Source organism: Rhodococcus sp. M8 (assembly GCF_015654185.1).
Taxonomy (GTDB): domain Bacteria; phylum Actinomycetota; class Actinomycetes; order Mycobacteriales; family Mycobacteriaceae; genus Rhodococcus; species Rhodococcus aetherivorans.
In genome coordinates this window covers 765116-786350 of record NZ_CP064065.1, presented here as the reverse complement: position 1 = coordinate 786350, position 21235 = coordinate 765116, and the positions used below count along the sequence as shown (strand labels likewise).

20 protein-coding genes are annotated in these 21235 nt (G+C 72.2%); 11 read left to right on the top strand and 9 right to left on the bottom strand.

Annotation, left to right across the window (positions count from 1 at the left end; all coding sequences use genetic code 11):
* Window positions 1-402 precede the first annotated feature (402 nt).
* Window positions 403-1011: a hypothetical protein gene (locus ISO16_RS03635; protein ID WP_072635292.1), complete on the top strand. Its 609-nt coding sequence runs from the start codon at window positions 403-405 to the stop codon at window positions 1009-1011.
* Window positions 1012-1039: 28 nt separating this feature from the next.
* On the opposite strand, the gene ISO16_RS03630 is transcribed toward ISO16_RS03635, so the two are convergent.
* Window positions 1040-1372, bottom strand: a complete 333-nt coding sequence (locus ISO16_RS03630; RefSeq protein WP_006931067.1) for a hypothetical protein — start codon at window positions 1370-1372, stop codon at window positions 1040-1042.
* Window positions 1373-1584: 212 nt separating this feature from the next.
* Here ISO16_RS03630 and ISO16_RS03625 point away from each other — a divergent pair, with 212 nt between their 5' ends.
* From ISO16_RS03625 to ISO16_RS03595, 7 genes are all read left to right on the top strand, one after another.
* A complete protein-coding gene (locus tag ISO16_RS03625) occupies window positions 1585-1923 on the top strand; it encodes an RNA polymerase-binding protein RbpA (RefSeq protein WP_006931066.1) in 339 nt (112 codons plus the stop codon).
* A 246-nt stretch (window positions 1924-2169) separates the two neighbouring features.
* Window positions 2170-2535, top strand: a complete 366-nt coding sequence (locus ISO16_RS03620) for a chorismate mutase (RefSeq protein WP_006931064.1) — start codon at window positions 2170-2172, stop codon at window positions 2533-2535.
* A gap of 8 nt (window positions 2536-2543) precedes the next feature.
* Window positions 2544-4643, top strand: coding sequence for an aminodeoxychorismate synthase component I (pabB, locus tag ISO16_RS03615; RefSeq protein ID WP_072635291.1), 2100 nt, complete (start codon window positions 2544-2546; stop codon window positions 4641-4643).
* A gap of 53 nt (window positions 4644-4696) precedes the next feature.
* Window positions 4697-5548: a prephenate dehydrogenase/arogenate dehydrogenase family protein gene (locus tag ISO16_RS03610; RefSeq protein ID WP_206531384.1), complete on the top strand. Its 852-nt coding sequence runs from the start codon at window positions 4697-4699 to the stop codon at window positions 5546-5548.
* On the top strand, window positions 5535-6518 hold the full coding sequence (locus ISO16_RS03605) for an AurF N-oxygenase family protein (RefSeq protein ID WP_006931060.1): 984 nt from the start codon (window positions 5535-5537) through the stop codon (window positions 6516-6518). Before ISO16_RS03610 ends, ISO16_RS03605 begins: the two co-directional genes overlap by 14 nt.
* A gap of 110 nt (window positions 6519-6628) precedes the next feature.
* Window positions 6629-7150 carry a hypothetical protein gene (locus ISO16_RS03600; RefSeq protein WP_072635290.1) on the top strand — a complete coding sequence of 174 codons (522 nt, stop codon included), beginning with the start codon at window positions 6629-6631 and terminating at the stop codon, window positions 7148-7150.
* A 174-nt stretch (window positions 7151-7324) separates the two neighbouring features.
* Entirely contained in the window at window positions 7325-7750 is a 426-nt protein-coding gene (locus ISO16_RS03595; RefSeq protein ID WP_006942502.1) for an Hsp20/alpha crystallin family protein, read from the top strand.
* A gap of 60 nt (window positions 7751-7810) precedes the next feature.
* On the opposite strand, the gene ISO16_RS03590 is transcribed toward ISO16_RS03595, so the two are convergent.
* The 4 genes from ISO16_RS03590 to ISO16_RS03575 are packed head-to-tail and all read right to left on the bottom strand — an operon-like array spanning window position 7811 to window position 12405.
* Window positions 7811-8590 carry a polyprenol monophosphomannose synthase gene (locus tag ISO16_RS03590; protein WP_006942500.1) on the bottom strand — a complete coding sequence of 260 codons (780 nt, stop codon included), beginning with the start codon at window positions 8588-8590 and terminating at the stop codon, window positions 7811-7813.
* 35 nt (window positions 8591-8625) lie between these two features.
* Window positions 8626-10203: an apolipoprotein N-acyltransferase gene (gene lnt / locus ISO16_RS03585; RefSeq protein ID WP_072635289.1), complete on the bottom strand. Its 1578-nt coding sequence runs from the start codon at window positions 10201-10203 to the stop codon at window positions 8626-8628.
* Entirely contained in the window at window positions 10200-11810 is a 1611-nt protein-coding gene (locus ISO16_RS03580) for an amidohydrolase (protein ID WP_072635288.1), read from the bottom strand. The genes lnt and ISO16_RS03580 overlap by 4 nt, the downstream gene beginning before the upstream one ends.
* A 19-nt stretch (window positions 11811-11829) precedes the next feature.
* On the bottom strand, window positions 11830-12405 hold the full coding sequence (locus tag ISO16_RS03575; protein ID WP_072635287.1) for an FxsA family protein: 576 nt from the start codon (window positions 12403-12405) through the stop codon (window positions 11830-11832).
* A gap of 111 nt (window positions 12406-12516) precedes the next feature.
* On the opposite strand from ISO16_RS03575, the gene ISO16_RS03570 reads away from it, so the two are divergent.
* From ISO16_RS03570 to ISO16_RS03560, 3 genes are read left to right on the top strand one after another with little or no spacing between them, the layout of a single operon-like run.
* The gene (locus ISO16_RS03570; protein ID WP_072635286.1) at window positions 12517-13284 is read left to right on the top strand and encodes a TSUP family transporter; all 768 of its coding nucleotides are present in this window, start codon (window positions 12517-12519) and stop codon (window positions 13282-13284) included.
* Between the two features lie 30 nt (window positions 13285-13314).
* Window positions 13315-14826, top strand: coding sequence for a TldD/PmbA family protein (locus ISO16_RS03565; protein ID WP_072635285.1), 1512 nt, complete (start codon window positions 13315-13317; stop codon window positions 14824-14826).
* A complete protein-coding gene (locus ISO16_RS03560) occupies window positions 14823-16190 on the top strand; it encodes a metallopeptidase TldD-related protein (RefSeq protein WP_072635284.1) in 1368 nt (455 codons plus the stop codon). The genes ISO16_RS03565 and ISO16_RS03560 overlap by 4 nt, the downstream gene beginning before the upstream one ends.
* Before the next feature lie 164 nt (window positions 16191-16354).
* Here the strand turns inward: ISO16_RS03560 and ISO16_RS03555 are convergent, their stop codons facing one another.
* The 4 genes from ISO16_RS03555 to ISO16_RS03540 are packed head-to-tail and all read right to left on the bottom strand — an operon-like array spanning window position 16355 to window position 21175.
* Window positions 16355-18004 (bottom strand): glycoside hydrolase family 13 protein, encoded by a 1650-nt coding sequence (locus tag ISO16_RS03555; RefSeq protein ID WP_006945752.1) that lies wholly within the window; start codon window positions 18002-18004, stop codon window positions 16355-16357.
* Window positions 18005-18054: 50 nt separating this feature from the next.
* Entirely contained in the window at window positions 18055-18879 is an 825-nt protein-coding gene (locus tag ISO16_RS03550; RefSeq protein WP_072635329.1) for a carbohydrate ABC transporter permease, read from the bottom strand.
* Between the two features lie 2 nt (window positions 18880-18881).
* Complete coding sequence (locus ISO16_RS03545; RefSeq protein WP_050035269.1) at window positions 18882-19829, bottom strand: carbohydrate ABC transporter permease; 948 nt, start codon at window positions 19827-19829, stop codon at window positions 18882-18884.
* On the bottom strand, window positions 19826-21175 hold the full coding sequence (locus ISO16_RS03540; RefSeq protein WP_072635283.1) for an ABC transporter substrate-binding protein: 1350 nt from the start codon (window positions 21173-21175) through the stop codon (window positions 19826-19828). The genes ISO16_RS03545 and ISO16_RS03540 overlap by 4 nt, the downstream gene beginning before the upstream one ends.
* Window positions 21176-21235 lie beyond the last annotated feature (60 nt).

Genomic DNA, 21235 nt, shown 5'->3' with positions numbered 1-21235 from the left:
CACCCCCCGGCACCGTGCAGGAAAACCCCTCGGTCGGATCGACGTGGCTGTAGCTCTTTCCCCTTCGATCGTCCGCGCCCTCGAATATGTGACAGGAGCGCTCCCTCAAGCTAGACCACCGCGACGACGTCTCGGCCCGAAACCGGACCGAAAAATCGACCCCTCGGGCCGCATCGATCCCGAGTCGAGACCGGAGGGGGGACCTGTCGCGGCGCTCGCGGCGAATCGACGAGGATTTGTTACCGTTCGATCGCGATCCGGTCACCGGATGCGCTCGAATCACAGTTTCGGTAACCGCTTTTCGAACCGGACCCCGGAAACGCCCCGCGGCGGCCCCCGCCCCCCTATTGTCGAGCCGACCACGCCGTCGCCCGTGCCCGCCCCATCCTCGAGGAGCTCTGGATGCAGCAGCGTCGATGGACCGTTCGTTCGCTCACCGCCGCGGCAGCCGCGGCTGTCGCCGTGGCCGCGCCCGCCCACGCCGTCGCGGAGCCGGCACCCCCGGGATTGCCGCCGGATGCGCTGCGGGCGGCGGCCGCCGCGGATTCCCCCGAGGCGCTGCGGGCGGTGGAGTCCCTGCTCGACGCGGCCCGCACCCCGGCGTTGTTCGAGCCGCCGCCGCGCAACACGCCGCAGCCGTTCATGCAGCCCGCCCCCACGTTCGGGCTCGGCTGCGGCGGCGGCTTCACCCCGTACGCGATGACCACCGGCTGGGCCCAGCCCGGCCCCAACGCGGTGCCGCCCGTGCAGATCGGGCAGTTGAAGATCTTCGTCTCCCCCACGATCCCCACCCTGCCGGCGCGGGCCGACCTGAAGTTCGTGTGGCTGAACATGGAGAACTTCCGCGGCGGCGTGGCCACCCTCGACGACACCGTCGGCGGGGTGCCGCAGTTGTCGAAGACCCTCGACACCGGCACCGGGCCGGTGCTGTCGGCACTGTTCGGTTCCGTGCAGTACGTCGACGGCACCTTCTGCCAGGTGGTGTACACGATGGGGGCGTTCTTCGCCTGAGGCCGCCGCCGGCTCGGCGGAGCCCGGTTCAGCGGAGCCGCTCGGCGGCGCGAGCCAGGCGCACCAGGTCGGCGCACAGCGGCGCCAGCTCCTCCGGACCTGCGCCCTCGCCCACCGCGGTCGCGACGTCCTCGGCCGCGCACCGCACCTCGAAGGCGCGGTCGGCGACCGCGCTCGCCTCGTCGGCGGTCAGGACCACCGCGTCCTCCGGCAGGCCCGCCTCCCGGGCGAGGGTGCGGTGCTCGTAGGCCCGCTGGCGGCACGAGCGGCGGCAATAGCGGCGGCGGCGCCCGAGCGGGGCGTCGGCGACCGGCCGGCCGCACCAGAGGCAGTTCTCCGGTTTACGGGTACGTCCGGTCATGGCCGCAAACCTTACCGGCCCGCGGCGCCGGAGCGGCCGGGGCAGCCCGGTAGAATGACCCGCGCCCACGGCCCCGGGGCGGTCGGGAACCGATTCGACCGCGCGGGCGTTGACAAGAGTGGTCGGCATCCGCCGATGTCGACCGCACTGTGGACGCTCGCTTCCCTCGGAGGCGAGCGCACCGGGCGGAGCACACAAGAGAGGACACCACCATGGCAGATCGTGTACTGCGAGGCAGCCGGCTCGGGGCGGTGAGCTACGAGACCGACCGTGACCACGATCTGGCGCCGCGGCGGATCGCCCGCTACCGCTGTGACAACGGCGAGGAGTTCGACGTTCCGTTCGCCGACGACGCGGAGATCCCCGGCACCTGGATCTGCAAGAACGGCCTGGAAGGCTCCCTGGTCGAGGGCGCGGCACCGGAGACCAAGAAGGTCAAGCCGCCGCGCACCCACTGGGACATGCTGCTCGAGCGCCGCTCCATCGACGAGCTCGACGAACTGCTCAAGGAGCGCCTCGAACTGCTCAAGACCAAGCGGCGCGGCGCCTGACCCGCCCCCACCGGCACCTCACGATGCCGCCCCCGGGATCCGTCCCGGGGGCGGCATCGCGTATCACGGGCCCCAGGGGTCGGCCGTGTTGCGCGCACGGCACAAAAAGATCAAACGCCGACAGCGCCTTCGCGCGCGTGTCATCATGATCGAACACCGGCCGGATTCTCGGACCGGCGACCTCGGACGACGCGAAACGGAATGACCCACTGGGGTTTCGGGACGTGGTACAGGGGGCGAGAAGCAATGGACAACAGCAACGACCGCAGGGCCGGCGGCACCGCCGAATCCACGCCGGACCGCCTGCTCGACGGGCTGCGCACCGAACTCGACCGCGTCGATGCCCGGCTCCTCGACGACGTCCGGGACCGGCTGCGGATCTGCGCCCGCATCGCGCACCTGAAACAGCGGCACGCCATCCCGATGCTGCAGCCGGGGCGGATGCAGGTCGTGCACGACCGCGCGGAGACCTACGCGCACCGCAACGCCATGTCGCCCGAGTTCCTGCACTCGTTGTACGCGCTGCTCATCGCGGAGGCGTGCCGGGTCGAGGACCTCATCATCGACGGCACCGGCTCGGCGTCGGCCGAGCTGCGCGAGACCCGGACCTGAGGCCGGTCATGGCCGCGCCGCCGCCCGCCGGTTCGATCCGCACCCTGCTGATCGACAACTACGACTCGTTCACCTACAACCTCTACAGCCTGCTTGCGGAGGTCAACGGTGTTGCGCCCACGGTCGTCAGCAACGACACCCCGTGGGAGTGCCTGGACCTGGACCGGTTCGACAACGTCGTCGTCTCCCCCGGGCCGGGGCGGCCCGACCGGGCCCGCGACTTCGGGATCAGCTCCCACGCCCTGCTCGACTCCGGTCTGCCGGTGCTCGGGGTGTGCCTGGGCCACCAGGGCCTGTGCAACCTGTTCGGCAGCGACGTGGTGCGCGCCCCGCAACCGGTGCACGGACGGCTCTCGCGGATCCGGCACACCGGCACCGGGTTGTTCGCCGGCATTCCCTCGCCGTTCGCGGCGGTGAGATACCACTCGCTGGTCGTCGACCGGGTGCCCGACGAGCTCGAGGCCGTCGCCTGGACCGAGGACGGGCTGCTCATGGGGGTCGCCCACCGGACCCGTCCGCTGTGGGGGGTGCAGTTCCACCCCGAATCGATCTGCACCGAGTACGGCCGCGAACTGCTGGCGAACTTCCGCGACGCGACCCCGGCCCGGCCCCACCCACCGGAGCCGGCCCTACCGCCCGCGCCGACGGCCCCGCCCCCGGCGCTGGTGCTCGAGAGCCGCCGGATCGCACACAACCCGGACCCGCAGCGGGTGTTCGAAGCGTTGTTCGCCGAGGGCCCACACAGCTTCTGGCTGGACGGCAGTGCCGCCACCGAGCCGAACTCGCGGTTCTCCATCCTCGGGGACGGATCGGGACCACGCGCCGAGTTCGTCACCTACAGCGTCGCCGAGACCCTGGTGCGCGAACAGCGGGCCGGGGAACCGGTCGCCGAGTTCCACACCACCTTCTTCGACCACGTCGACCGTCGCCTCGCCGAGCGCACGGTCTCCCGGCGGGACGACCTGCCGTTCGCGTTCGCTCTCGGGTACGTGGGCTACCTGGGGTACGAGCTCAAGGCCGACACCGGCGGCCAGCTGGTGCACACGTCCCCCATCGCGGACGCGGCGATGGTGTTCGCCGACCGCGCGGTCGTGCTCGACCACGAGGCGCGCTGCTGCTATCTGCTGGCGCTGAGCGAGCGGACCGGTGAGCCGGCCACGACCGCGTGGTTCGACGAGACCGCCGCGGTGCTCGAGTCCCTGCCGGAGTCCGCCACGGCGCCGGCCACGGCGCCGCTGGTGCGGGCGGAGCAGGATCCGCAGGTGCGGTTGCGGCACGAGCCGCAGCGGTACCTCGAGCTGATCGCCCAGTCGATCGCCGAGATCCGCAGCGGCGAGACGTACGAGGTGTGCCTGACCAATGCGGCGACCGTGGAGCGCAGCGTGGATCCGCTGCGTACCTACGAGACGCTGCGGGAACTCAGCCCGACCCCGTACAGCGCCCTGCTGCGGTTCCCGGAGGTGTCGGTGCTCAGCGCCTCGCCGGAGAGGTTCCTGCGGATCGGCCCGGACCGGGTGGTCGAGTCGAAGCCGATCAAGGGAACCCGGCCGCGCGGCACCACCGAGGACGCGGACCGGGCGTTGCGGCAGAGCCTGCTCGACAGCGAGAAGGACCGGTCGGAGAACCTGATGATCGTCGACCTGGTGCGCAACGACCTCTCGCGGGTGTGCGTACCCGGCTCGGTGCACGTGCCGAAGCTGTTCGACGTCGAGACGTACGCGGCCGTGCACCAACTGGTCTCCACGGTCCGGGGCACGTTGCGCCCGGATGCGACCGCGGTGGACTGCGTGCGGGCCGCGTTCCCGGGCGGGTCGATGACCGGGGCTCCGAAGCTGCGCACCATGGAGATCATCGACAAGCTCGAGGACGGCCCCCGCGGCGTGTATTCGGGGGCGCTGGGATATCTGTCCCCGACGGGGGCGGCGGATCTGTCGATCGTCATCCGCACCATGGTCGCCACCGAGCACGAGGTGGGGTTCGGAATCGGCGGCGCCATCGTCGCGTTGTCGGATCCGGCGGACGAGCTCGAGGAGACGATGGTCAAGGCGGTGGCGATGCGCCGCACCCTGTCGGTGAACGAGCCGCCCGAGGACGGCCCCCGCGCGTGAACGCCGCGGCCGGTCCCGTGGTCGTCGCCGGCGGTGCCGGCGCGGTCGGCCGGATGCTGGTCGAGGCGTTCCGTCGCGACGGCACCGCCGTGGTGGTGATCGACCCGGCCGCCGGCGACGACCCGGCCGCGCTGCGCGGCGATGTCACCGCCCCCACGGCGGCGATGCGGGACGCGGTCCGGGTCGCTCCGGCAGTGGTGCTGGCCCTGCCCGAGACCACCGCACTCGCCGCCGCCGCCCCGCTCGGTGCGCTGCTGTCGCCGGCCGCGGTGCTCGTCGAGACGCTGTCGGTGAAGTCGGCGTGGGCGCGGGCCGTGCGCGAGCCGGGGTGGTCCGCGCAGTGCGTGGGGCTGAACCCGATGTTCGCGCCGGCGCTGGGCATGGCCGGCCGGCCGGTGGCGGTGGTCGAGCACCGGCCCGGCCCGGCGGTCGAGTCGCTGGTCGGGGCGCTGGGCCGGTGGGGTGCGCAGGTGGTGCGGCTGACGGCGGACGAGCACGACCGGGTCGCGGCGGCCACCCAGGCCGCCACCCACGCGGCCGTCCTGGCGTTCGGGCTGGCGCTGGGCCGGCTCGACGTGTCCCCGTCGGTGGCGGGGGCGACCGCACCGCCGCCGCACGTGCTGCTGCGGGCGCTGCTCGCGCGGATCACCGCCGGCGCGCCCGAGGTGTATCTCGACGTGCAGGCCGGCAATCCGCACGCGGCCGCCGCCCGGGCGGCGCTGCGCGCCTCCCTCGACGAACTCGACGCAGTGGTCGGCGCCGGTTCGGTGGCCGGGTTCGCGGACCTGCTGGCCCGGGCCGGAACGCCGCTGGGCGCGGACGCCGACCGGTATCGGGAGCTGTGTGCGGGACTGTTCGCGGAGCTGACGCACGAGGAAACGGAGAGCCGCCATGGCCGAGCCTGATCTGTCCGGGGCGCGGGGCCCGCTGCTCGCGCCCGCGCTGCCCGACCACGATCCGCACGACGTCGTCGAGAGCGCCGTCGTGCGGGGCCTGGCGCGGTCATGGGGGCGGCGCGCCACGGTCAAGAAGCGCGAACCCGATCTCGACGAGCTGTTCGATCCGACCCGGCTGGACTTCCCGGACGAACTCGTGCCGTTCCACACCCACCCCGCGTACCGTGCCCTGGACGAGGAGCGCCGGGCCCGGCTGCGGGGCTGGGGGTGGATCGCGTACAACAAGAACGTCATGGACATCGAGCAGTACGTGGTCAACCCCGGCTTCGCGCTGATCACGACGGACTTCTTCGAGGTCGGACCCTCGGACACCGTCACCGCGGGGGTGCTGCAGGCGATGGTCGACGAGCAGTACCACACCCTGATGCATCTCAACGCGAGCGCGGTGATCCGCCGGCGTCGCGGCTGGCGGATGCCCGAGTCGGCGCTGCCGCCGTGCCGGACCGTGCGCGAGCACCGCGCCGCCGTCGACGCGGCGCCGGATCCGCGGGCGCAGGCCCTGATCCGGCTGGCGTTCACCACCGTCGCGGAGACCTCCATCAGCGCGTTTCTCGGGTTGATGACCGAGGACGAGGATCTGCAGCCGGTCAACCGCACGACGGTGGCCCTGCACCGGCGCGACGAGCTCAGCCACGCCTCCCTCGCGGCCGAGCTGCTGAAGATGGTGTTCACCGATCTCGGGCCCGGCGACCGGGCGCAGCTGGTCGAGGCCCTGGCGGCGGGCATCGAGGCCTTCACCGGCAGCGATCTGGGAACCTGGGCGGCGATCGTGGAGGCGGAGCGCGTTCCGGGCGGGCGGGAGATGCTCGCGGACACCGCGGCGGCGCCGCATCCGCGGCGGGTGGTGCAGGACTGCAGCGCGATCCGCCGGTTGTGCGCCGACCTGGGTGTCGCCGACGATCTGTCCGTCACCTGGTAGAACGACCGAAACCGAACGAACGATTCGAACGTTCGCAAAGATGACCCATTCGTGACCTCCGAACGTTTGTTTCGAACGTTCGGAGGTGTTCGCCCTGGTAACCTGCGGTCGTGAGCGATGCAGCCTCGTCGGGCGGCACACCGATCGGGGAGACCCCGGCGTCGGGCGGCCGCCGCAAGCAGTACGCCAACAGCGCCGAACGTGCGCGCGCCTGGCGCGAGCGTCAACGCCGGACCTCCGCCCCCGCCGGTGCCGCCCCCTCCCCGGATCCGGCGCCGCCCCCGGCGGTACCGGATCCGGGGCCGCCCCCGGCGGTACCGGATCCGGGGCCACCGGAGGCCGCGGCGGCCCGGATCGGCGCCGTGCCGGCAGCCCCCCGGGCGGCGGGGACGGGGGCGGTGGACTTCGAGGCGGCACGGCTGCGCACCGAACGCGACGAGGCGCTGCGGGCCGCGGCCGAGGCCTGGCAGCGCGTCGCCGAACTCGAGGCGGATCTGGCGATGGTGCGCGCCGAACTGGCCGACGAGCGGGCCACCCAGCTGCGCGAGGCGCGCGCGCACATCGCCGAGCTGCAGGTGCAGGTCGCCGAGCTGCGGCGCGAACGCGATCGTCGCACCGCGGACCCGGCCTGACGAACGTTCGACGGTCCTGCTCGGTGCCGAACGATCGATTGCCCTAGTACCTCTTCTTCGAACGTTCGGCGCCGCCGGGTCCGGGACTTCCGGCCCTGTCGGGACCTCGTCGAGAGGAGTCGAATGGAGTCGGAACGACCTCCCCATCGATCCGACTCCCAGAGAGGAGCAGACATGTCCACTGTGCCAGCGCGCCGTCCCCGTTCGGTGTTCCCGGACCTGTCCGAGTTCTTCGACGCCTTCCCCTTCACCGGCCTGCGTCCCGCCCTCGGCGGCAACCTCATCCGCGTCGAGGACCGCGTCGAGAACGGCCGGTACGTCCTGCGGGCCGAACTGCCCGGGCTCGACCCCGAGAAGGACATCAACGTCTCGATCAACGCCGGGCAGCTCGAGATCACGGCCGAACGCACCGAGGAGAAGTCCGAGGGTGGACGCTCGGAGTTCCACTACGGCTCGTTCCGCCGTTCGGTGACCCTGCCCCCGGGTGCGAAGGACGACGACGTCGAGGCGTCCTACACCAAGGGCATCCTGACCGTGTCGATCGGTCTCGCCGAGCAGCAGGAGGCCGGGAAGAAGATCGAGGTCAAGAACGTCGAATGAGCCCCGGCACCCGGGAGGGGTGCACGCCCGTCGGCGTCCACCCCTCCCCCCGGCCGCTGCTCAGCGGCGCAGCAGACCGCGCAGCTTCGTCCACCGGTTGCGCACACCCCACACGGTGACCTTGATCAGGGCCTCCTGCACGATGCTGCCGCTCATCTTCGACTCGCCGATGATCCGCTCGGTGAAGGTGATCGGCACCTCGGCGACGGTGAACCCGGCCTGCACGGCCCGCCAGGCGAGGTCGACCTGGAAACAGTAGCCGTGCGAGGCGACCGCGGCGAGATCGAGCTTCTCGAGCACCTCGCGGCGGTAGGCGCGGTAGCCGCCGGTGATGTCGTGGATCCTCACCCCCAGCGCGAGCCGCGAGTAGATGTTGCCGCCGCGGGAGAGCACCTCCCGGTGCCACGGCCAGTTCACGACCGTGCCGCCGGGCACGTACCGTGAGCCCAGCACCAGGTCGGCGCCCGCGTCGATCCGCTCGAGCAGCAGGTGCAGTTGCTCGGGGGCGTGGCTGCCGTCGGCGTCCATCTCCACCAGCACGGTGTAGCCGCGCTCGAGTCCCCAACGGAACCCGGCGATGTACGCGGCGCCGAGACCGTTCTTCTCCGTGCGGTGCATCACGTGGATGCGGCCCTCGCTCGCGGTGGCGAGACGATCGGCCACGTCCCCGGTGCCGTCCGGGCTGCCGTCGTCGACGATCAGCACGTGCGTGTGCGGCAGCGCGGCGTGCAACCGGCCGACGATCAGGCCGATGTTGTCGCGTTCGTTGTACGTCGGAATGATCACCAGGGTCCGGGCGCTCGGCGCACTGTCGTTCCCGGCCGGCGTCGCCGCTGCCATCGAAGGTCCTTCCTGTCGAACCGGCCGTGGACCGGTCATCTCGCGGTGCCGGCTGCGGCCGGCACGGTGGTGCCCCGCCCGCGCGAGCGCACCAGCGCCACGCCGACGGCGGCGACGGCACCGACGCAGAGCACGAGCTCCGGAATCGGTCCGAGCCGAGTAGCCAGCGTAGCCGTCGTGCGCAGCGGCACCTGCGCCACCAGCACCTCGGGCACGAACAGGGCGCTGCGCTCGGTGACCGTACCGTCCGCCGCGACCATCGCGCTGACCCCGCTCGTGGCGGCCACCACCACGGCACGGCCGTGCTCGACGGCCCGCACCCGGGACATCGCCAGCTGCTGGTAGGTCATCTCCGTGTCGCCGAAGGTGGCGTTGTTGGTGGGCACGGCCAGCAGCTGCGCGCCGGCGCGCACCGAGTCCCGCAGCGCCCGGTCGAACGCCACCTCGTAGCAGGTGGCCACGCCGATCGGGATGCCGGCGGCGTGGACGGTGCCGTCGCCGTCGCCGGGTACGAAGTGCCCGGCCCGATCGGCGTAGTCGGAGAACAACCGGAAGAACGAGCGGTACGGCAGGTACTCGCCGAACGGCTGGATGATGCGTTTGTCGTGCCGCTCCCCCGGCCCGCCGGCCGCGTCCCACACGATCACCGAGTTGGTGGTGGTGCCGTCCCCGTTGACCAGCACGGCGCCCACCAGGATCGGGGCGCCGACCGCGGCCGCCGCGGCGCCGATGTCGGCGGCCGCGTCGCGGTTGCGCAGCGGGTCGATGTCGGAGGCGTTCTCCGGCCAGATCACCACGTCCGGGCGCGGCGCGGTGCCGGCCCGGACCCGGTCTGCCAGCTCCAGGGTGCGGGCCACGTGGTTGTTCAGCACGGCCTTGCGCTGGGCGTTGAAGTCCAGTCCCAGCCGCGGCACGCTGCCCTGGATCGCGGCGACGGTGACGATGCGTTCGCCCGACTCGGGGGCGGGCAGCGCCGGCCAGGTCGCCAGCGCGAGCAGCGGCGCGGCGACGGTCACCGCGGCGGCCCGCAGCAGCGGTGACCGCTCCCGGTGCCCGCGGGCGTAGCGCAGGCCGACGCGGCCGCACGCCCACAGGCCGGTGCCGGTCAGCGCCACGGCGAACGACACCAGCGGCGCCCCGCCGACCGCGGCGAGACCGACCAGCGGCCCGTCCGGCTGCCCGAACGCGAGCCGGCCCCAGGGGAAGCCGCCGAAGGGCACGCTCGCCCTCAGGTATTCGGTCAGGCTCCAGCCGGCCGCGATCCACACCGGGGCACCGGGCAGGGCACGCACTTGCACCGCGATCACCCCGAACAGGCCGACGAACACGGATTCGGCGGCCGCGAGCGCCAGCCACGGCAGCGGGCCGACGTACTCGCCGATCCACGGCAGCAGCGGCACGAAGAACCCCAGGCCGGCGAGGTAGCCGTAGCCGAAGCCGGCACGGCGGCGCCGCGTCGGCGCCGCCAGGATCGTGGTGAGCAGCGCGATGCCCAGCGGCGCGAGGAACCACAGCGGACGCGGCGGGAAACTCGTGAACAACAGCAACCCCGCCGCGACGGCGGCGACGCTGCGGGCCACCACCGGCCGGGCGGCGGCGCGCGGCCCGATCACCGTGCGTACACGACGCGGCCGCGGTGCACGCTGCGCAGCAGCACCGGGTCGGGCGTGCCCGGCTCGAGGTCCGGCAGCGGCGCCACCCGCGACCGCGGGTCGGTCGACCAGCGCTGCACGCTGTCCTTCGGGGCGCTGACCACGAGCTCGTCCGCCTCCCAGATCGCGTACGACGCGGGCGCGCCGGGGTCGAGGGTGCCGGCGACTCCGTCGCGCACCCCGCCGGCGCGCCACGCCCCGCGGGTCGCGGCGGCGAACGCGGCGCGGGGGGAGATTCCGCTGCCCGGGGTGCGGTGGTGCACGGCGGCGCGCAGCATCGGCCACGGCCGGGCCGCGGTGACCGGTGCATCGGAGCCGAAGGCGAGCGACATGCCGGTCGCGGCGAGCGGTGCGAACGGGTTGAGCCCGGCGGCGCGGTCGGCGCCGAGGCGGGTGGCGTACAGCCCGTCCGGCCCGCCCCACAGCGCGTCGAAGGCCGGTTGCATGCTGGCGATCACACCCCAGCCGCCGAGCCGGGCGGTCTGCTCGGCGGTGACCATCTCGAGGTGTTCGAGCCGGTGCCCGCGGGCCGCGACGGCCGGGCCGCCGAGCTCGGCGACGACGGCCGCGAACGCCTGCACCGCGGCGTCGACGGCGGCGTCGCCGATGACGTGGAAGCCGGCCTGGATGCCGGCTTCGGTGCAGGCCCGCAGGTGCGCGGCCATCTGCTCGACGGTGAGGTAGGCGGTGCCGCAGCAGTCGGGGCGGTCGGTGTAGGGCGCGGCGAGCCACGCGGTGTGCGACCCGAGGGCGCCGTCGACGAACAGGTCGCCGCCGAGGGCGTGGCCGCCGGTCGCGGCGAGGAGCGCGCGGGCCTGGTTGGCGGTGGTGACGGCCTCGCCCCAGTAGCCGCGGACCTGCACGGCGTGGTCGGTGGCGAGCAGTTCGGCGAAGTCGTCGCGGCCGGCGATGTCCGGGCCGCCGCACTCGTGGACGGCGACGATGCCGTGTGCCGCGTAGTCGTCGAGGGCGGCGGCGCGGGCGCGGGCCCGCTGGGCGGGGGTGAGCAGGGCGCGGGCGGCGGCGCGGACGGTGTGGTGCGCGGCCGCGGTGAGCGGACGCTGCGGGTGGTAGCCGTCGAGTCCGACGAGGTCGGTGGCGGCGCGCAGCGCGGTGGAGGCGGCCGCGGAGTGGGCGTCGACGCGGGTGAGGTAGACGGCGCGGCCCGGGGCGGCGGCGTCGAGGTCGTCGGTCGTCGGTGCGGTGGGGTCGGGCCAGCGGGTCTCGTCCCATCCGTGGCCCCAGACGACGGCGTCGGCGTGCCGGGCGGCGTGGTCGCGCAGCCGGTGCAGCGCGTCCTCGCGGGAGGGGGTGCCGGACAGGTCGAGGCCGGTCAGGGCCAGGCCGTGCGCGGTGACGTGGACGTGGGTGTCGACGAACGCGGGTGCGACGAACGCGCCGTCGAGGTCGACGGTCTCGGCGTCCGGGTGCAGGGCGCGGCCGGGCCGGTCCTCCCCCACCCACACGACCTGCCCGTCGGTGACGGCCATCGAGGTGGCGTCGGGGGCGCTGGCGCTGTAGATGCGGCCGCCGACGAGAAGCTGGGTGCGGGGGGCTGGGGAACTCACGGCTACCCAGTGTGCCCCGTCAGGGCAGGTGCGGGCGCTGCGGGGGGTCGACGATCTCCCCCTCGAGCACGGTGCCCGCGCCGGGTGTCGCGGCGCCGAGGCGCGGGGTGCCGACGACGGTGTGCTCGACGACCTCGCCGTCGACGACCACGAGCCGTTCGCCGCGGAATCCGCCGCCGCGGGCGGCGGCCGCGGCCACCTTGCGGGCGGCGACGGCCCGGACGGCGGGCCGCAGCAGGGCCCGGGTCGGGGGCAGCAGCAGCAGAATTCCGGCGGCGCTGGTGACCGGGCCGGGCACGAGGACGAGGGCGGCACCGACACCGATCAGGGCGCCGTCCGTGAGGGCACGGTCGGCGGCGCCGGCGAATCCGGCACGGTCGGCGGCGCCGGCGAATCCGGCACGGTCGGCGGCGGTGCTGCGGACGCGGCCCAGGTTCTGCAGGGCACGCCGGCCCTGCGCGCCGAGGACGAGGTAGCCGAGGACGCTCACCCCGAGGAACAGCAGGATCGTCGCGCCGATGCCCAGGGTGGAGCCGAGCCAGGCCAGCACCCCGATCTCGACGACGACGTAGGCCAGGAACAGCAGCGCGATCATGGGGTGATCCTCCCAGGCGCCGGGGGCGGCACGAATGCGGATGCGACGGTCACACCCGGTCAACGAACGGCGCGGCGGTTTTGCTCCCGGCCGCTGTGATCGAATGGCCGCGTGGGTGCGGGCGACTGGGCGGTTCTGATGGTGGCGGCGACCGCCGCGGGGTGGGTCGACGCCGTCGTCGGTGGGGGTGGGCTGATCCTGTTGCCGGCACTGTTCGTCGTCGCCCCGCAACTGACGCCGGCGGCCGCGCTGGCGACGAACAAGCTCACCGCCATCTGCGGCACCGGCGCGGCGGTGGTGACGTTCGCCCGTCGGATCCGGCTGCAGTGGCCGGTCCTGGCTCCGGCGGCGGCGCTGGCCGCAGTCGCGGCCGCGGCGGGTGCGGCGACGGTCTCGCGGATCGACAGGGACCTGTTCATTCCGATCGTGATGGTGGTGCTGGTGGCGGTCGCGGTGTTCGTGACGCTGCGACCGCAGGTCGGCACGACGCTGGCGCACGAACGCCCGACGCTGCGGCGCACGGTGCTGGTGGTGCTGCTGGCGGCCGCGGTGATCGGTTTCTACGACGGGTTGCTCGGCCCCGGCACCGGCACGTTCCTGATCATCGCGTTCGCGACGCTGCTCGGCACCGAGTTCGTGCGCTCGGCGGCGATGGCGAAGGTGATCAATCTCGGGTCGAACCTCGGGGCGTTGGTGTACTTCGCGGCGACCGGGCACGTGTGGTGGTCCCTGGGGCTGGCGCTGGCGGTGTGCAACATCGCGGGCGCGGTGGCCGGGTCGCGGACGGCGCTGCGGCGCGGCGCGGGGTTCGTGCGGGTGGTGCTGCTGACCGTGGTGCTGGTGATGGTGGTGCGGCTGGGATGGCAGCAGTTCGGTTGAGCCGGCGCACGGGCCGCTACGGTGTTGCGGGTGAGCACCGTCGACGCCGACTTCCTCGCCCTGCCGCTGCGGGCGCTCGCGGACGCCGCGCTGTCCGTCGCCCGCGCTGCGGGCGCCTCCCACGCGGACCTGCGGGTGCATCGCGTGCACAGCCAGTCGTTGAGCCTGCGGGACGGCGCCGTGCAGGCGGCCGTCGACAGTGTCGACACGGGGCTGGCCGTGCGGGTGGTGGTCGACGGCACGTGGGGGTTCGCCTCGCACGCCGAGCTGAGTCCCGCCGTCGCGGCGGCGACCGCGGGGCAGGCGATCGAGGTGGCCCGGGCGTTGCGGGCGCTGAACCGGGAACGGGTCGAGCTCGCCGACGAACCGGTCTACCCGGACGCGGTGTGGGTGTCACCGTACGAGGTCGATCCGTTCACGGTGCCCACCGCGCAGAAGGTGGCGCGGCTGACGTACTTCTCGCGGCGGCTGCTCGACACCGACGGGGTCGATCACGTGACGGCGAGCTGTCTGCAGATCAAGGAGCAGACGTTCTACGCGGACCTGGCCGGCTCGACGATCACCCAGCAGCGGGTGCGGGTGGCACCGCAGCTCGAGGCCACCGCCGTCGACCGGCGCACCGGCGAGTTCGAGACGATGCGCACCCTCGCCCCGCCGGTGGGGCGGGGTTGGGAGTATCTGGCCGGCGACGCGCACTGGAACTGGAACGAGGAGCTGGAGCGGATCCCCGGCTGGCTGGCGGAGAAGGCGGCGGCCCCCAGCGTGCAGGCCGGGCCGACGGACCTGGTGATCGACCCCACCAACCTGTGGCTGACCCTCCACGAATCGGTCGGGCACGCAACGGAATACGATCGGGCCATCGGGTACGAGGCGGCCTATGCGGGCACCTCGTTCGCCACCCCGGACGGGCTCGGCACGCTGCGCTACGGCACCGACGTCATGCACGTGACGGCGGACCGCACCGTCGCGCACGGGCTCGCCAGCGTCGGCTGGGACGACGACGGGGTCGCCGCCCAGTCCTGGGACCTGGTGCGGGACGGGATCCTGGTGGGCTATCAACTCGACCGGGTGTTCGCGCCGCGGCTGGGCCTGGGACGCTCGAACGGCTGCTCGTACGCCGACTCGGCACATCACGTACCGCTCCAGCGGATGGCGAACGTGTCGCTGCAGCCGGACCCGTCGGCCGACACGACCACCGCCGACCTCATCGCCCGGGTCGACGACGGAATCTACGTCGTCGGTGACAAGTCCTGGTCGATCGACATGCAGCGCTACAACTTCCAGTTCACCGGTCAGCGGTTCTACCGGATCCGCGGCGGCGAACTCGCCGGGCAGGTGCGCGACGTGGCGTACCAGGCCACCACGACGGACTTCTGGGGGTCGCTCGAGGCGGTCGGCGGGCCGTCGACCTGGCAGCTCGGCGGCGCCGTGAACTGCGGCAAGGCCCAGCCCGGTCAGGTCGCCCCGGTCAGCCACGGCTGCCCGTCGGCGCTGCTGCGGTCGGTGAACGTGCTCAACACACGCGCGGAGGGCGGGCGATGATCGAGGCGCAGGAACTGCTCGAGCGGGCGCTGCGCTGCTCGACCGCCGACGAGACCATCGTGCTGGTCACCGACACCGGCGAGGCGTCGCTGCGGTGGGCCGGAAATTCGATGACCACCAACGGGATCTCGCGCTCGCGCAGCTGGACGGTGATCGCGGTGCAGCGCGGCGACACCCCCCGCGTCGGGGTGGTGACGTCGAGCAGCGTCGACCCGGCCGACATCGCCCCGACCGTGCGGGCGGCGGGGGCGGCGGCCGTGGCGGCGTCCCCGGCCGAGGACGCGATGCCGCTCGTCGGCGGCGACGGCGTGCCCGGCGACTGGGCCGACGCCGCGGCCGGGACGGACATCTCGGTGTTCGGGCGGCTCGTCGACGATCTCGCCGCGGGGTTCGACGGCGCCGATCAGCTCTACGGCTTCGCCCACCACCGGGTGTCGACGACCTGGCTGGGCACCTCCAGCGGGGTGCGGCGCCGGTTCACCGAGCCGGAAGGATCGGTGGAGATCAACGGCAAGCGGGGCGGGCTGAACGGGGCCAGCGCGTGGGCCGGGGCCGGCACCCGCGACTTCACCGACGTCGACACACCGTCCCTGCTCGCGGAGCTGTCGCGGCGGCTGGACTGGGCGCGCCGCACGGTCGACCTCCCGGCCGGGCGCTACGAGACGCTGCTGCCGCCGTCGGCGGTGGCGGACCTGATGATCTACCTGATGTGGTCGATGGAGGGCCGCGGCGCCGAGGAGGGGCACACCGCGCTGTCGCGGCCCGGCGGCACCCGCGTCGGCGAACGGCTCACCGCGCTGCCGTTGACCCTGTTCTCCGATCCGGCCGCCCCCGGCCTGGAGTACGCGCCGTTCGTCGCGGCCACCGCCTCGTCGAACTCGGTGTCGGTGTTCGACAACGGGATGGACGCCGGGCGGGTCGACTGGGTGCGCTACGGCGCGGTGCACGCGCTGGCGTACCCGCGGGCCGCGGCCGCCGAGTTCGGGGCGCCGGTGGCGGCGCCCGGGGAGAACCTGGTGCTGACCGGCGGCGGCGCGGCCGACGTGGACGAGATGGTGGCCCGCACCGAGCGGGGACTGTTGCTGACAACGCTGTGGTACATCCGGGAGGTCGACCCGGCGACGTTGCTGCTGACCGGTCTGACCCGCGACGGCGTGTACCTGGTCGAGGACGGTGCGGTGACGGCGGAGGTGAACAACTTCCGGTTCAACGAGAGCCCGCTGGATCTGCTGCGGCGCACCACCGAGGCGGGCCGCACGGAGCGGACCCTGCCGCGGGAATGGAAGGACTGGTTCACCCGCACCGCGATGCCGCCGCTGCGGGTCCCCGACTTCCACATGTCGTCGGTCAGCCGCGCTCGCTGAGCCCGGCGCTCAGGGCAGGGGGCGGTGGAACCGGGCCGGGCTGCCGACCTACGGGCTCGACGTAGTGTCCCCCGAAAATCGGGCGGATTTGGGCGAGAAGGCTCGTTCGATGTGGTCACCGCCGGATCCGACAAGTTCTTCGATGGAGTGGCTGTGTCACGGCCCTATCGGTTGGTGCGCAGCCAGACTGCGGTGTCCGGTGGCAGAGAACGGGCATCGGTCAGGGCGGCGGAGGCGAGCAGGACGGTTGCGTCCGGGTCGATCGCAACCGGTTGACGGGACAGGTTCACGACGCACCGAAACGTCGGTCCGCGGTCGAAGACGAGGGCATCGGTGGCCGACGGCTGCCAGCCGAAAGAGTCATCGCGCAGGGCGGGCAGTGTGCGTCGGAGTCGTAGTGCGGTGCGGTAGAGGGTGAGCATCGAATCGGGGTCGTCGGATTCGGCGGCGACGGTCTTCGACTTCCAGTTGTCGGGTTGGGGTAGCCACGGCTGGACGTGGTCGGCGGCGAACCCGAAGGGTGGGTGGTCACCGCTCCAGGGCAGCGGGACCCGGCATCCGTCGCGGCCGCGGATGGTGTGCCCGGACCGTTCCCAGGTCGGGTCCTGCAGCAGTTCCGCAGGGAGGTCGGTGACTTCCTCGAGGCCGAGTTCTTCGCCCTGGTAGAGGTAGGCACCGCCGGGCAGGGCGAGCATGAGCAGGGCCGCCGCGCGGGCGCGGCGGGTGCCGAGGGTGAGATCGGAGTCGGTGGCGGCGGTCAGGGTCATCGGCAGTGTGCTGGTTTCGGCGCGCCCGAATCGGGTGAGGTGGCGGGTCTCGTCGTGGCTCGAGAGCACCCAGGTGGTCGGCGCACCGACCTCGCGGAGCGCCTCGCGGCTGCGGTCGATGGCCTCGCGCAGTGCTGCCGGGTCCCAGCCGGCTCTGGGGAAGTCGAAGTTGAAGGCGGTGTGCAACTCGCCGGGACGCACGTAGCGGGCCAGACGTTCGGGGCTGCGGACGATCGCCTCGGCGACGAACATGCGGTCGGGGCCGTATTCGTCGGCGATGGTGCGAAACTCGCGCAGGATGTCGTGAAGTTCGTCGACATCCCAGTGCGGATTGTCGACCCACGTGCTGGATTCGAACCGGGCTCCCGGTGCGTGGCCGGCATCCGGCAGTCCGGGAACCTTGGCCATCGCCGACACGGCGTCGATGCGTATGCCGTCGACGCCGCGGTCGAACCAGAAGCGCAGAACGTCAGCAAATTCGGTGCGGACCTCGGGGTTGGTCCAGTCGAGGTCGGGTTGTTCGGGTGCGAACAAGTGCAGATACCACTGGCCGGCTTGTCCGTCCTCTCGGGTGGTGCGGGTCCAGGCCGGTCCGCCGAATGCGCTGATCCAGTCGTTCGGCGGGAGTTCGCCCGTGTCGCCGCGGCCGGCGCGGAAGAAGTACCTGGCGCGCTCCCGCGAACCGGGGGCGCTGCGCAACGCCTCCCGAAACCAGGGGTGGGTGTCGGAGGTGTGGTTGGCGGGCAGGTCGATGATGATGCGGAGTCCGGCAGCGTGGGCGGCGGCCAGCAGGGTGTCCGCGTCGTCGAGAGTGCCGAAGAGCGGGTCGATGTCGCGGAAGTCGGCGACGTCGTAGCCGCCGTCCGCCATCGGTGACGGATACCAGGGGGTGATCCAGATTGCGTCGACGCCGAGGTCGACGAGGTACGGCAGGCGCTCGGCGAGCCCTGCGAGGTCGCCGATGCCGTCGCCGGTGCCGTCGGCGAAGCTGCGCAGATACACCTGGTAGATGACAGCGTCGTGCCACCACTGTCGTGATGTGGGCATGGTTTCCCCTGCGGGTGGTGTGGGCGTGGTGGTGGTGTGGGCGGGCACGGTCAGCCCTTGACGGCGCCGGCGATCATCGCCTTGACGAAGTGGCGCTGGAACAGCAGGAACACCACGATGGTCGGGGCCATGATCAGCAGGGATCCGGCGTTGAGAAGGACGACGTCGGTCGAGTATTGGCCGACGAAGTTCTGCAGTGCGCCCGCCATGGTCCGCCTACCGGGGTCGTCGATGAGGACGATGGCCTGCAGGAAGGTGTTCCAGGTCCACAGGAACAGCAGCAGACACAGCGAGGCCAGCGCCGGGACCGCGAGCGGGATCTGGATGTGACGGAAGGCCTGCCAGGGGCCCGCCCCGTCCAGGGCCGCAGCCTCGGTGAGCTCTTTCGGCATGGACAGGAAATGGGCTCGCATCCAGAAGACGGCGAAGGGCGTGAACGTGCCGATGAGAACCAGGATGAGTCCGAGGCGGGTGTTGAGCAGGTTCATCTCGCGCAGCTGGTAGTAGAGCGGCACGATCGTCGCCTCCTTCGGGAGAGTCAACCCCAGCAGCAGGAGCAGGAAGACGACGGTGCCTCCGGGCACGTGCAGCTGCCCGAGCCCGTAACCGGCCATCGCAGCGAACAGCGCTGCGACGGGGACGACGCCGGCGACGAGGATGATGCTCGAGACCATCAGCGGTGTCACCTCCGCGACGCGCCAGGCGTCGAGGAAGTTGTGCCAGTGCGGGTTCGACGGCCACGACAGCCCGAGCGGGACGGTGCCCTGCGGTTGCAGTGCCGCCGACAGCATGCTGAGCAACGGCAGGATCGAGAAGATCATGGTGCCGAGCAGCAGGACGAGTCCGGGAATCCGTTGGCGAGCGGAGGTTTTCATGATCATTTCTCTCTGAAGAAGCGCTGGATCGGCAGGATGACCATCAGGATCAGGCCGGTGAGGACGACAGCGAGGGCGCTGGCGAGACCGACTCGGGATTCGGTGAAGCCGAGTTGATAGATCAGGACGCCGGGCACGGTGGTCGCGTAGCCGGGTCCGCCCTGGGTGGACATGAACACGATGTCGAAGCTGGCGAGGGCGGCGATGATGGTGACGGTGACGCAGACCCCGATCTCGGCCCGCAGGGCTGGAACGGTGACGTATCGGAAGGTGCTGAGGAAGCTGGCGCCGTCGAGCCGGGCGGCCTCGTAGATCGAGATGTCGATCTTCCCGATGCCGGCCATCAGCAGGATGGTGCAGAATCCGAGGCCGAGCCAGGTGCCGATGACGCCGACGGCGGGCAGGGCCCAGTCGAAGTCGCCGAGCCAGGAGCGGGTGAGCCCGCCCAGGCCGACGGCCGAGAGCAGTTGGTTCACGGTGCCGTTGGTCGAGAACATCCACACCCACGCGACCGCCGCGGCCGCGCCGGGAATGATCTGCGGTAGGAACAGCAGGGTGCGGGTGAGGGTTCCGAGGCCGCGTATGCGGATCTCCTGGAGCAGGGCAGCGACGAGAAGGCCGCCGATCACCGGGAGGACGGTGAAGAACAGGATGAGGAAGAACGCGTGCCCGATCGAGGACAGCAGCTGCGGGTCGGTGAGCACGCGGCGGTAGTTGCCGAGCCCCACCCAGCTGCCGACGGAGATGCCGTCCCAGTTGTAGAGGGAGTACCAGAGGGTGCTCAGCAGCGGCCGGAGGACGAAGACGGTGTACACCGCCGCGGCGGGCAGGACGAACAGCCATCCGGTCAGGGCCCGTTTGGCGCGGTGGCCCCGCCCCGGCCGGGTTGCGACGCGATGCGGGAACGCCCGGGTGGGGGATGTCTGGGGGGCGTGTGCGGTGGAGGTCATCTCAGGAGGTCCTGCTCGTATGCGGATTGGACGGCGGCCATCATCTCGCCGGGCGTGGTTCGGCCGGCGACGAGCATCTGGACCTGCGGTAGCCAGGTGCCGGACATGCCGTTGGTGGCGTTCTGGACGAATTGGACCTGGCCGTCGGCGGCGACCAGTATGTCGAAGGCCGCCTGGATCTGGGCGCCCAGCGATCCGGGTGCGGTGGCCGGGACCGGGCCGGTACCGGACGGGGCGAAGCCGGCGTCGACCACGACCTGCCGGCCCGCGTCGGAGCGGAGGAAGTCCAGGAAGGCTGCGGCGGCGTTCTTGTCGTCCGACCCCGAGGGTATTGCGAAGTTCGACACCGGGTCGGACATGGCGAGCACGGGTGACCCGGCGGGCGCGGGTGGAAGGGTGAAGCCGACGTTCTCGCCCATCTTGGCCTGTAGGGTCGCGGCATCCCAGTTCCCGGAGACATAGAACAGGGCCTCGCCCGCAGCGAACCGTCCGGCGGCGGCGGTGGCGTCGGTGCCGTTGGTGTCCGCGGGGAAGTAGCCCTTCGCTGCCCAGCCGGCCACCACCGCGGCCGCGTCGACCGCGGCGGGGGTATCGAGGGTGGCGCCGGGCGCGTTGAAGACCCAGCCGTTGACCGCGTCCGGGCCGAGGGCGGTGTTCAGCATCATCTGGACCAGGAAGGTGACCTGCGCGCTCTTGTTGCCGACCATGATCGGGATCAGTCCGGCAGTTTTCGCCGACGCCAGGGCCTGCTCGAATTCCGCAACGGTGGTGGGCGGCTCGACCATCCCGATCCGGTTCGCAAGCTCCTTGTTGTAGTAGAGCCCGGTCACCGTGAACCCGCTGGCCATCGTGTACTGCGGGCCGGTGCCGCGGATTCCGTTCGCATCGACCCGGTACATGGCACTCTGCCCCGGCGGAAGCGTGTTCCAGCCGTAGGCGTCGGCCCACGGATCGAGGGCCGTGAGCTGGTGGTTGGCTACCGCGGCGGGCAGCGCGATGATCCGCGCGATGTCCGGCGGATTCTCCGACGCGAGCACTCGGGGGGCGTTGACGGCCTGCACCTCGTCCGGGTCGTAGCGCGGGGTGATGGTCACGTTCGGATGGCGCTCGGTGAACGCCGCGATCAGGGCCTCGTCGATCTTCTTCAACCCCGCACCGTCGTACAGGGTCAACTCGATCGGGTCGGTGCCGAGATCGATGTTCACCGGCACCGGGTCGGTCGGGACGGTCGCGGTGTTACCGCTGCCCGGCGGCGCGCACGCCACCACCGTCTGCAGGACCGCGGCGCCTGCGAGGGCGGCGAATCTGCGTGCCCGCCGGGCCGGGGTCGAGTGGTGTGAGTCCATAACTCCTCCGCGTTGAGATGCGCATCACATTTCGGAAGCGCTTCCGAAGCGTATGTCGGA